The sequence below is a fragment of the Mesorhizobium sp. ArgA1 genome, assembly GCF_053714375.1.
Genome location: NZ_JBSKBQ010000044.1, coordinates 1 through 11856, shown reverse-complemented (window position 1 = coordinate 11856; position 11856 = coordinate 1). Strand labels below are relative to the sequence as shown.

The following is an 11856-nucleotide window of genomic DNA, read 5'->3' as shown; positions in this document are numbered from 1 at the left end:
GGGCGCCGAGGGTCTGGCGCTCCATCACTTTTACCGGGCAATGGCGTGGCTGGGCGAGGAACTCGGCGAAAAGGCGCGCCCCGCTTCAACCACCAAGCCCAGCGGCGGCATCGACCCGCGGCCGTGGTGCCAGGGGTTCTACGCGGCCATGACTCTCAACATCAAACGCTGGAAACGGCTCCTCGACCTCAAGAACCCCAACCATGGCCTGCTGCTGCCCATCCTGATCTACTGCGTCGACAAAAAGGGGCGGCCCGTCCTCGTAATCAACCACCAAGACGATTCGGGAAAGGCGCCTTGGTGCAACGCTTACCGCATGTCAGGACACCCGGCGGTCCAACAGGCCCTGCGCAACCATTACTTCGAGTTGCTCGGTCTTCCCCGACTCTATGTCTCTGTCCAAGCTTAATCCGGTCGAATCGCCGTGGTACGTGACCCGTATGCCCGGTGGTGTGGGAGGGGCGGCGCCGCGAGGCGTCCCCCTATCCCGATCAATCCTGAATATCAACAAGCCTTAGATTGCAGTCGGATCAATCCGATGTTGTTCTCGATGGCGATCGCGGTGCCAAATGGCTTGGAGAGCTTCTGTAGCCGCTCCAGAATAGATCTGGCCTGCTCCCCTTTGGCGAGCCGAGGAACGCCTCTGTTCGCAAACCTGTTCGTGCGACGTAACTCGATCGGATAAAGCTGCAGCTCGGCAAGCTGATTCCCTTCAAAGCGACTCGTCGTGACGACACTCTCGTAGAACTCCACTCCGGATTGGGGGCCGATAAATCCTTCGGCGGTCGGATATCCCTTCGCCACCTCGTCGGCCGTAACTTCGGCATCCGTATCAATCCGCGGATCCTTACCGTAGACCTCATACATATCGATGCCCACCGGTGTTCGGATGTCCTGGCAGAAAAAGTTACCAAGGCTATAAAAGATTGGCCGCCCTTTATAGAGTTCGATACCTCGCAGTATATGCGGTCCGTGTACAATATATGCGTCGGCTCCCGCATCAATTAGCCCACGAGCAAACGATTGTTCATAGTCCGCTGGTTCTTCGCACCATTCGCCCGGCTCGTGCCCGTGGTTGGTCGCTATGCAGAAGTCAGAAACCTGCTTACCGTGACGAACATTGCGAAATATATTCGCGGCGTCGCGCGAGTTCACCTCGAAGCTGTAGCCGGCGCGATCGCCTGCCTTGAAGATCACTTCACCTAGGACAACTCTGCTCAACTCTTTCTCTGATGAGGTATATCCTGGCAATGCCTCGCGAACTTCCCTCAGGTTTTCAAGCATGTTGTTCGGAACCGTCACGCTCATTGTCAACCGAAGGGCGTTGAGGCCTGGTCTTCCTGGGGCCTCGCCGGTCGGATCGCAGGCGCGGGACATCGGTGTGATAGTCGTAGCGAAGGAAACGAGAGCCACTCGCCCTCGCGGAGTTTCTAGAAACCGCGCCGCACCGGCCTGTCCGAGGGTCTCTCCCGCTCCTGCGTGAACGATCCCATTCATCTCAAGGGACCGGCTAGTCTCGCGCATACCTTCGACCCCCCAGTCAAGCGTATGATTATTTGCGCGACTCAGCAGATTGAAGCCCATTGCTTTCAAATCGGGTCCAAGCTCTGGCGCGCTGATGCAATAGGCTCCGCCGTACTCCGCTTCCGGCTGTCCCTTAGACCGAAAATCCAGGATGTTGGTTTCCAAATTACCGAATTTCACGTCAGCTCCCTCGAAAATTCGGAGGACATCGACGAGGCCAGGATGGTAGCCTTTTGTAACTGGCCGCGCATAAAGAAGATCGCCCACTGCAGCCACCGTAAAACCATCTTCAACGTTGGTTTCTATTGAACCGACGGTATCGAAGCTGCCATCCTGGGTGATGTTTTCCGCCTGGTCTTCGTTGGAATGCCTATTCATTATTTCTCCTCGCTGGTCGCAGCGAAAACATTATGCCTTGGTCTCTTCCGAGCAAACGAGGCAATGCTGTTAGGCTGTAAGGGATCAATTGCTTGAGCCATGACGCGTGTTGCCGGCGCGCGCACATGGCAGGCTACAAGGCGCCCATCTGCCATTGGAACCAAAGGCGGGACATCGATGCGGCAAGGCTCGACCGCTAGCGGACACCGAGGGTGGAACGCACAGCCGCTTGGCGGGTTGATCGGGCTTGGCACTTCCCCTTCCACGGGCGTCTCCAGCCGAACCCGGGTTGGGTCAGGCACAGGCGCTGCGGCGATCAGCGCCTCGGTGTAGGGGTGGACCGGCTTGGCAAACAGAGCCTCACACGGCGCGAGTTCCACAATCCGTCCTAGATACATGACCGCCACGCGATGGCCGATATGCTCGACGACACCAAGGTCGTGCGAGATGAACACGAAGGCGATACCCATCTGCTGCTGGAGGTCGAGGAGCAGGTTCAGGATCTGCGCCTGCACAGACACGTCAAGCGCTGAGACTGCTTCGTCTGCAATGATGAGCGAGGGCTGAAGAGAGAGAGCCCGCGCGATGCCGAGACGCTGCCGCTGGCCGCCCGACATTTCGGAGGGCAGCCTGTGCATCATCTCGGGTGACATTCCCACCTTCTTTAGAAGGTCTGCGGCTAGTGCGTTGCGCTGCTTGCGACTCAGGCGCTCGAAATTTTCGACCGGCTCGGTGATGATCTGTCCGGCGGTGAGGCGTGGGTTCAGCGACGAATACGGATCTTGAAAGATCATCTGCATGCGACGGCGACACGTCCGAAGCGCCTCCTTCTTGAGGCTCGCTATATCGATCCCGTCGATCAGAACGCGACCCTTTGTTGGCTCGACGAGGCGCATCAATAGCCGCGCGACGGTCGACTTGCCACAGCCGGATTCGCCGACGATGCAAAGCGTTTCGCCAGCTTCGACAGAAAAGGACACATCCTCCACGGCCCGCACGACCGGCTTGGTCTTCTTCAGCAACCCCGCGCCGAGTGGATAATGCTTGGTCAGATTCTCGACTTTCAGCAACGGACCACTCATGCCTTGATTACCTCCTCAGAACGCCAGCAGGCCGCTGTGTGACCCGGGACGACGTCACGCAGGATTGGCGTCTTCTCGCGGCAGATGTCGATTGCAAACGGGCATCGGGGTGCAAAGCTGCAGCCGACGATTGGCTCGCGCAGGCTTGGCACGATGCCGGGGATTTCCGGAAGACGACGCTGTCGACCCCGCCGCCGATCCGGAACCGAGCGCATCAGAGCCTTGGTGTATGGGTGAGCCGGGCGCGCGAATAGTTCAGTGACCGATGCCTGCTCGACGATTCGGCCAGCGTACATGACAATCACCCGTTGGCAGGTCTCGGCCACAACGCCCAAATCGTGGGTGATGAACATCACGGCCGTTCCCATGCGCTCTTTCAAATCGACAATGAGCCGCAAAATCTGCGCCTGGATCGTGACGTCAAGCGCAGTGGTTGGCTCGTCTGCAATCAACAATTCCGGCGAGCAAGCAAGGGCCATGGCGATCATCGCCCTCTGACGCATGCCACCGGACATCTCATGGGGATAGTTGTAAACTCGTCGACCGGCATCGGCAATTCGTACCAAGCGAAGCATTTCTTCGGCCCTTGCCATGGCTGCCGAGCGCGACGCGTTTGTATGGATCCGCACTGCTTCGGCAATCTGACGGCCAACCGTGTAGACCGGGTTGAGGCTGGTCATCGGATCCTGGAAGATCATTGCAATTTGATGGCCGCGGATCTCCCGCATCTGCCGATCGGAAAGTCCGAGCAGGTCGCGGCCGTGAAAGCGGACTTCACCGCCGACCGTCTTTGCCGTCAGCTTTGGAAGCAGGCGAAGTATGGAAAGGGCCGTAACACTTTTTCCGCATCCCGATTCACCGACGACGCCCAGAGTTTCCCCCTTGTTAACCTGGAAGCTAATGCCGCCAAGTGCACGTGTAACGCTTTCCTCCCCATAGAAGTGCGTCTCCAGTTCTTTGACATCAAGCAACACGTTGTTCGCCGCGGTTTGATGCATCAGCATATCAGCGCCTCCGCTTCGCTCGGGGATCGAACAGGTCGCGCAGACCGTCCCCTAGGAGATTGACGGCAAGGACTATAATTGCAAGACCGATACCGGGTGCGAAAACTGTTAGGGGGGCAATGGCGAGGTACAAGCGAGAGCTTGAGATCATGTTGCCCCAACTCGGAATCTCGGGCGGCACGCCCACGCCCAGAAAGCTCAGTCCCGCCTCGGTCAGAATTGCATCTGCGCAGACAATGGCGCTCTGGACCATCAACGGTGGAATTGTGCTCGGGAGGATATGCCGCCAAAGCACCTTCGGCACGCGCGCACCGCCGCAAATGGCGGCTTCGACATAGGGACGATCTCGAACACTCAGAACCACAGAACGAACCAACCGCGTGACGCTAGGCAGCTGAGGAATCGTAATGGCGACAATGAGGATGCCGATTCCGGGGCCCGTCAGAGAGATAAGGGCGATGGCCAACAGAATCGTCGGGATTGACATCAGCCCGTCCATAACCCGCATGACGATGTTGTCAAAAGCGCGGATGTAGCCGGCGATGAGACCAATAAGAAGACCGCCCAAAGCTGCGCACGCTGCCGATATTAAACCTACCAGCAACGAAACCTGCGCGCCGTACATGGTGCGTGCGAATACATCACGGCCGAGGTTGTCCGTGCCAAACCATGCCTCAGCGGAAGGCGGCTGAAGCCTTTTGAATGGGTCCATATTCAGTGGATCGCCAGCGTAAAAAGGGGCCGCGAGTGCTACGATGAGTAGCAGCGTCAATAGGCCGCCGCCTGTCACGACCAGCGGGTGCCGTCTCGCCAGACGGGGGAAGTCAGACAGGCGCAAGCGTCCCGTTGGGATTGTTTCGACTGGTGCGGAGAGAATCGTCATATTAGTACCGGATCCGAGGGTCGACGAGGGTATAAGAGAGGTCGACCGCGAGATTGATAATGACGTACAGCCCCGAAACGAGAATGAGCACGCCTTGAATGATGGGATAATCACGGTTGTTGATCGCATCGACCACCAAACGGCCGATACCCGGTATGTTGAACACGGTTTCGGTGATCACGACGCCGCCGATCAGGCCAGCAAAACTTAAACCGGTGACGGTCAGGATTGGGACACCCGCATTCTTCAGTGCATGGTGGAAAAGCATGGCAAAGGAGGACGCGCCCTTGGCGGCGGCTGTCCGCATATAGTCTTCCGACAAAACTTCGAGCATGCTCGCCCGCGTGATGCGGGCAATGAAAGCAAGGTAGGGAATGCTCAAAGTCACGGTCGGTAGGATCAGGTGTGTAAACCATAGCGCCAAGCCTTGGTCGATCGGCTTGTATCCCTGGACCGGTAGCCAATGAGTGGTGATTGCGAAGAAGTAGATGAGAAAAAAGCCGATCACAAACACCGGGACGGAAAAACCGAGTGTCGCGAATGCGATCAGGAGGCGATCGACAAGACCTCCGGTTCGCCACGCGGCGAGGGTACCCAAGGTAACCCCTACCGTTACCGAAAGAAACATCGTCAGGATGGAGAGGGAAACAGTCGGTTCCAGCCGCTGCGAGATGAGCTCGAGAACCGGCCGCCCGGCAAAGATCGACGTGCCAAAATCACCGCCGAGCATGCTCCGTACCCAACGCAAGAACTGAATGGGCATAGGATCGTTTAAACCCATTTGCTGACGGATGCCGGCAATCATTTCTGCCGTAGCCGACTTGCCGGCAATAATGGCCGCCGGGTCGCCTGGGGCGAGCCTTAAAAGCAGGAAAACGAACATCCCGACCATCGCCATTACGGCGATCGCTGAGACCAACCTGCGAAGGATGTATGTCAGCATTATCCTTAGCCCTTCTTCATATTCCACATCGCTAGGAGCGCGGGCATCTCAATTAGCCCTGTAAGCGTTTTGCTACGCGCAATCGGCTCGACGGTCTGCCCAAGCCTCACATCACCGACAAAATCCCACCAGATTGATTGCATTTTGCGGGCTAGGGCCTGGCGCTCCTCCAGAGTTGCGACATCTGCCCATCTAGATCGAAGCGCCTCGTATTCGTCGTTCTTCGGCCAGCCATACCAAGCCTTGTCTCCGTTAGCTGCCAGGAAAGGCGCACTGATGGGGTCGCCCTGGACGAAGTCGGGATCGTTTGTGATAAAGATGCTCCAGCCACCGCTCTCAACGGGCCCTCGGTTGGCGCGGCGCGCGACAATTCCGCCCCAGTCGCTCGTCGCAAGCTCGGCATTGATGCCAATTTTCTGCAGCGTGGCAGCGAGGAGTTGCGCAGCGTCGTGCGCTTGTACCCAGTCTGTGGGATCAAGAATGGCGACCTTCTCCCCCGCGTACCCCGCTTCCTTGAAGAGCTGCTTGGCCTTTTCCGGATCGCCGCCCTTCTTAAACCAGTCGGTGTTTTCGTCGTTAGAGTACTGAGTATTGTTTCCAAAGATCGAAGTCAGGGTGCGCGCATAATTTAGATCGGGGGCGATGACGCGCAAAAAGGCTTCTTGATCAATCAGGTAAAGCATTGCTTGGCGCGCCTTGACGTTGTCAAACGGCTTCTGCAGGTGGTTCATGCGTAGGCAATAGTCATTGCCAGGCTTATTCACGACCTGCAATGCAAGATTCGGATCACTCTCGATCGCGGGGTACAAGTCGGCGGACGGCGCCAACGTGAAATCGACTTCACCTGCCTGCAAAGCAGCGAACGCCGTTTGCTGATCGGCTATATTTTCCCAAATAACGCGATCAACTTTGACTACCTTGCTGCCAGCGAAGCCGTCGGATGGCTCGATCCGCGGAGCATACTGCACATTGCGTTCGTATGTGAAGCTCGAGCCGGGCTTGGCGAGCTTTTGATTGAATTTGAATGGGCCCGACCCGATGTTGGTGGTGACCTGCTCGGTTGCGGGGCGCTCAGCGTCCTTCTCCCGCATGATGAACGGCACCGGCTCCGACACTTTGGCCAACAAATCGATCAGGGTTCCAAGCGGTTCCTTAAGCGAGATCGTAAAGGTCTTCTCATCCTTGCTCGATATGTCGCGAGCGCGCTCCGTGATCATCTGGCCGCCAGCATCAACCTGCGCCCAGCGGCGAATTGATTCCACGCAGTCCCTGGCGGTGACAGACGTAGCGTCATGCCAACCCAAGCCGTTTCGGAGCTCAAAAGTGTATGTCTTTTTGTCTTTGGATACACTCCACTTTCCAACCATTTGCGGCTGCGGCATAAGCTTCGAGTCGAGAGAAAACAGCGTGTCGTAAATTGCCAGCCCGTGGTAGGCCGTTATGTCTGTCGTGGTAAAGATGGGATCGAAGACAGTCAGTCCACCTATAGCCATGCGCACTGTCTGTTCGTCTGCGGGCGAGGTCTGCGCCCGCAGAATTGAAGGGATCGATAGCGCAGTTCCGGCGGCGATGCCCGCCTTAAAGAGATTGCGTCGAGAAATCGGCATTTTCGGTTCCCCTTTTGGTTATTTGTACGGTTATATATGTCGGCCATCTGCCGACACACGCGAAGTAAGTGCTTCGCGTCCGCCCCCGACAGCATCCGGTCGGGGGTTTTGACTACACAACACTGGTGAGTAGCGATTTTACGCCAAGTTGCTCTAATTGGTGAAACGTTGGCCGATCATCGCGCGACCCGGAGAGGTCGTTGAATTCAAGGGTCAGGGCGCAAAGATCCCAAAAGTATCGCCGTCACAACGGAACGGCGGCTGAGTGAACACTGTCCATTTGATCCTCCCAGATTTCCCGACTTCTGTCGGTGTGTGTTGGATTCAACATAGATGCGTACCGGAGTAATTCCGCATCCCATTTGCATCAATTGTGAAACGGACGCGGCATAATACCCCTCTGACTGAGGCACTCCCGTCAAAGAGAGCTGGCTCCGCAAATTCGGACGGTGGCATAAGTGGATTTCCTGCCTGACGGCGGCGAGGTTTCTCGCTGCGAATCAGGAGCAGACATGACGAAGAGAAGCCGCCGGACGCATTCACCGGCTTTCAAGGCGAAGGTGGCTTTGGCCGCCGTGAAGGGGGAGAAGACGCTGGCCGAGCTGGCGCAACAGTTCGACGTTCACCCGAACCAGATCACGACCTGGAAGAACCATCTGCTGGAAAGCGCGGCCGGGGTGTTCGGGCCGGACACGGCGGGGGCGACGGAAGCGCCGGTCGATTTGAAGGCCCTGCATGCCAAGATCGGCGAACTGACGCTGGCCAACGATTCCTAAGAAACGGCAGCACCGACTTCGGGCTCCAAGGGCTGGAGAACAAAGCCGAATGCCTTGGCACGCCGATGCAAATTGTTGACCACTCGCGTCCGGTAACGCGTCTCGTAGGACGAGGCCCCGGGATCGACATAGTCCATTCCGTATCGCACAGCATTGTAGAACAGAACTGCGATCTTGCGGGCCGTGGCGGTCACTGCCTTGGCCTTGCCGGTGCGCGATGAAAGTCGCCTGTAAAAGGCGCCGAGCGCGGTGTCGGTGCGCCCGACGGTGACGGCAGCAAGGCGCAGAAGTGCCGCCGCCCGGCCGCCGGATCGGCGCGTTCGGGACGAAAGCCTTTTGCCGCCGGAGACCTTGTTGCTCGGCGCCAGTCCCAGCCAGGAGGTAAAATGCTTTGCACTTGGCCACGAGGAGAGGTCGTCGACAGCGCCTCGCGGACGTCGAAAGCTAGGCTGTGGTGACAATTTAACGCCTTGGGATTCCCATCAAGAGGCAAATCAGATTGAACTAAACCGCTGCCGCGGTAGCTGATGCGCGGGTCTGGCCTGAGGAGGCCCCTGTCTGAGAAGATTTGGTGTCGAGCCAACCTTCCAGACAGGAGAACCCCAGATGGCCCAGATAAGCCCTCTGCGTCAGCGGATGATTGAAGATCTGACGATCCGCAATTTGTCACCGGAGACCCAGCGATCCTACGTGCATCACGTGGCGAAGTTCAGTCGATTTTTTGGACGATCACCCGATCAACTGGGATACGAAGAGGTGCGCGCCTATCAGGCCCACTTGGTGGGCCGAAGGGTCTCGTGGGGCGCGTTGAACCAGACCGTTTGCGCCTTGCGTTTCTTCTACGGCGTGACGCTGGGTCGATCTGATCTGCCTGAGCGGATCGCTTACGCCCGGACGCCGCGCAAGTTGCCGGTCGTGCCGAGCGCCGATGAGGTGGTCGGTTTTCTGCAGGCCGTGAAGGGGACGAGGAACCGGGTCGCTCTGATGACCACCTATGCGGTGGGCTTACGCGCCGCGGAGGCGGCGCGTCTGCAGGTGACGGACATCGATAGCAGCCGGATGGTAATTCGCATCGAGCAGGGCAAGGGCGGCAAGGACCGCTATGTGATGCTGTCGCCGCAGCTGCTGGAGATTTTGCGCGTCTATTGGCGGTTGACCAAGCCGGGGCGATGGCTGTTTCCCCGGCGCGATGGCCGCGGCCCGATCCACCCGCAGACCTTGGGGATCGCCTGTCGAGCAGCCTGCGAGTTCCTGGGCGTTGAGAAGCGGGTGACGGTGCACACCCTTCGCCACAGCTTCGCCACCCACCTTTTGGAAGCCGGCACGGACATAAGGATCATTCAGGTGCTGCTGGGCCTGCAGCCTGGCGACGACGACACTATACGCCCAGGTCTCAACGGCTGTGATCGGCCGGACCGCCAGTCCTTTTGACCAACTCCACATGGAGATCACGCCGCCCGGCTGAGCCGCGCGCCATGCGCCCGGATCTGGAAGTGGCGGATGTATTCCACCGTCACGGGGCTGATTATCGCCGCGACCATGCCGGCCATCTCGGGCGAGTCGAGAGCCGGGTCATGGCCGCGGTGGAGGCGTGCCGGACCGCGGCCCTGGGCGGTCACGCCGAACACTGCACCGACTGCGGCCTCGTGCGGCAAGCCTATAACTCCTGCCGCAACCGCCACTGCCCTAAGTGCCAGGGCCTAGCCCGCGCCCAGTGGCTGGCCGAGCGGCAGGCTGAGCTGCTGCCGGTCCCATACTTCCACGTGGTCTTCACCGTCCCGGCCCAGATCGCTGAGATCGCCTTCCAGAACAAGGCGGCGGTCTATGCGATCCTGTTCAAGGCCGCATCCGAAGCCTTGAGGGTGGCGGCGGCCGATCCCAGGCATCTGGGCGCCGAGACCGGCGTGGTCGCCGTGCTTCATACTTGGGGTCAAAATCTCCACCATCATCCCCATGTCCACTGCGTCGTGCCGGGCGGCGGCCTGTCGCTCGAGCCTGCCACGGCGAAGGCCGGGGACCAGCGATGGATCGCCTGTCGGCCGGGATTTTTCCTGCCCGTGCGGGTTCTGTCGCGCCTGTTCAGGCGGCTATTCCTGGAGCGCCTGCAGGACGCCTTCGACGCCGGCCAGCTTCGCTTCTTCAGCGATCTCGCCAGCCTGGCCGACCCTGCCACTTTCTGCGCCCAACTGGCTGGACTGAAGCGGATCGAATGGGTCGTCTACGCCAAGCCCCCGTTCGGCGGTCCCGAACAGGTCCTCGCCTATCTGGGCCGCTACACCCATCGCATCGCCAACAGCCGCCTCGTGAGCCTGGACCAGGGAAAGGTCAGCTTCCGCTGGAAGGACTATCGCCACCACGACAAGTCCAAGCACAAGCTCATGACCTTAAGCGCCGACGAGTTCATCCGGCGCTTCCTGCTGCACGCTCTTCCAGACGGATTCCATCGCATCCGCCATTACGGCCTCTTCGCCAACGGCCACCGCGTCGCCAAGCTCGCCCAGTGCCGTCTTCTTCTGGCGGCGCCCACGCCGCCGACGCCGGACCCGACCGCCGACTATCGCCAGCGTTACCGCTGTCTCACAGGACGATCCCTGGACATCTGTCCGGGCTGCGGCGGCGCCATGGCCTCGCTCGGCCCGATCCCGCGCAAGGCCCCGACCTGGCCAGACACCTCATGATACGCTGCGCACCGACACGCTCGCACCGTCCATCCCGGCGTCTGCTACAGTCGCCGAAGGGCCTTTGCGCGCCGCTAGTCAAAGTCGCAGCCTGGCTGTCGCCAGCAACGCTGCACCTCAACGTCAACGACCCAATGGCGCCGTCTCTCGCGTCGCAGATGGTCCTGCATCGCGACGACGGGCGACCGCCCAAGAGCGATCGGCGAGCCCGCTCCGGTGCCTCGGACACACTGTCGAGCCCTAAATCCCCATAGCCCCGCCGCCATCCCGCGGTTCAGTTCAATCAGGCTTCAATGTAGTCGCGACCCGTGCGTACCCGCCCAATCGCGCCCGCGACTACACAGAACCCTCCAGATTCAAGGCTGACTTTTGGAGGTTAGCTTTGGAAGGTGAAGTTCTACGCGACGATCAGTGGGAACAGATCAAGCCGTTTGTGCCGGGCGGGCGCAAGGGTAAGCGCGGTCCCCGTAGCGATGGCCGGCGCTTCTTCGATGCGCTTTTATGGATCGCTCGCTCTGGCGCCCGCTGGCGGGATCTGCCGGAGCGGTTTGGCCCGCATCAGAGGGCAAAGCGACGTTACTATCGTTGGATCGAAGCTGGCGTGTTCGACCGGTTGTTCGAAGCCATCAGCAGTGCTCCAGATCTGGAATGGCTGATGATCGACGCGACCGTTATCCGCGCTCAGGCCCAAGCTGCGGGGGCCCGGCGTAAAAGATCCCATGAGGCGACGGGCGGCGGAACTCAGGTAAGGTTTCGGGGTCCGACATCCTAACCTTGGAGACGTCTCATGAATCTCTCATCCGTTGCTCTGCCGCCCGTCGGCGAGAAGACTGCCACGATTTTCGTTGCACTGGAATTGAGCAAGTCGGCCTGGCTTGTAGCCCTGCACTCGCCAGCGGCCGACAAGATTAGCCTGCATCGCCTGCAAGGAGGTGACACCGAAGGGCTTATGGCTCTCATTGAACACCGGCGCGAACAGGC

7 protein-coding genes and 6 pseudogenes are annotated in these 11856 nt (G+C 59.4%); 6 read left to right on the top strand and 7 right to left on the bottom strand.

Annotated features, from left to right (window positions below):
• A pseudogene (locus tag ACWGTI_RS31475) lies at positions 1-409 on the top strand (hypothetical protein); the annotation flags it as partial.
• A 95-nt stretch (positions 410-504) separates the two neighbouring features.
• Here ACWGTI_RS31475 and ACWGTI_RS31470 read toward each other — a convergent pair.
• The 6 genes from ACWGTI_RS31470 to ACWGTI_RS31445 are packed head-to-tail and all read right to left on the bottom strand — an operon-like array spanning position 505 to position 7421.
• Entirely contained in the window at positions 505-1902 is a 1398-nt protein-coding gene (locus ACWGTI_RS31470) for a CapA family protein (RefSeq protein ID WP_454590555.1), read from the bottom strand.
• Positions 1902-2984, bottom strand: coding sequence for an ABC transporter ATP-binding protein (locus ACWGTI_RS31465; RefSeq protein WP_454590554.1), 1083 nt, complete (start codon positions 2982-2984; stop codon positions 1902-1904). The genes ACWGTI_RS31470 and ACWGTI_RS31465 overlap by 1 nt, the downstream gene beginning before the upstream one ends.
• Positions 2981-3988, bottom strand: coding sequence for an ABC transporter ATP-binding protein (locus ACWGTI_RS31460; protein WP_454590553.1), 1008 nt, complete (start codon positions 3986-3988; stop codon positions 2981-2983). The genes ACWGTI_RS31465 and ACWGTI_RS31460 overlap by 4 nt, the downstream gene beginning before the upstream one ends.
• A gap of 1 nt (position 3989) precedes the next feature.
• Positions 3990-4871 (bottom strand): ABC transporter permease, encoded by an 882-nt coding sequence (locus ACWGTI_RS31455; RefSeq protein ID WP_454590552.1) that lies wholly within the window; start codon positions 4869-4871, stop codon positions 3990-3992.
• A 1-nt stretch (position 4872) separates the two neighbouring features.
• Positions 4873-5814, bottom strand: coding sequence for an ABC transporter permease (locus ACWGTI_RS31450; protein WP_454590551.1), 942 nt, complete (start codon positions 5812-5814; stop codon positions 4873-4875).
• Positions 5815-5819: 5 nt separating this feature from the next.
• On the bottom strand, positions 5820-7421 hold the full coding sequence (locus ACWGTI_RS31445) for an ABC transporter substrate-binding protein (RefSeq protein WP_454590550.1): 1602 nt from the start codon (positions 7419-7421) through the stop codon (positions 5820-5822).
• A gap of 512 nt (positions 7422-7933) precedes the next feature.
• On the opposite strand from ACWGTI_RS31445, the pseudogene ACWGTI_RS31440 reads away from it, so the two are divergent.
• Positions 7934-8191: pseudogene (locus tag ACWGTI_RS31440) on the top strand (transposase); the annotation flags it as partial.
• A 2-nt stretch (positions 8192-8193) separates the two neighbouring features.
• On the opposite strand, the pseudogene ACWGTI_RS31435 reads toward ACWGTI_RS31440, so the two are convergent.
• A pseudogene (locus ACWGTI_RS31435) lies at positions 8194-8613 on the bottom strand (transposase); the annotation flags it as partial.
• A gap of 190 nt (positions 8614-8803) precedes the next feature.
• On the opposite strand from ACWGTI_RS31435, the pseudogene ACWGTI_RS31430 reads away from it, so the two are divergent.
• The 4 genes and pseudogenes from ACWGTI_RS31430 to ACWGTI_RS31415 form a co-directional block, all read left to right on the top strand.
• Positions 8804-9662, top strand: a pseudogene (locus tag ACWGTI_RS31430) (site-specific integrase).
• A gap of 10 nt (positions 9663-9672) precedes the next feature.
• The gene (locus ACWGTI_RS31425; protein ID WP_454590549.1) at positions 9673-10875 is read left to right on the top strand and encodes an IS91 family transposase; all 1203 of its coding nucleotides are present in this window, start codon (positions 9673-9675) and stop codon (positions 10873-10875) included.
• 382 nt (positions 10876-11257) lie between these two features.
• Positions 11258-11635: pseudogene (locus ACWGTI_RS31420) on the top strand (IS5 family transposase); the annotation flags it as partial.
• 27 nt (positions 11636-11662) lie between these two features.
• Positions 11663-11856, top strand: a pseudogene (locus ACWGTI_RS31415) (hypothetical protein); the annotation flags it as partial.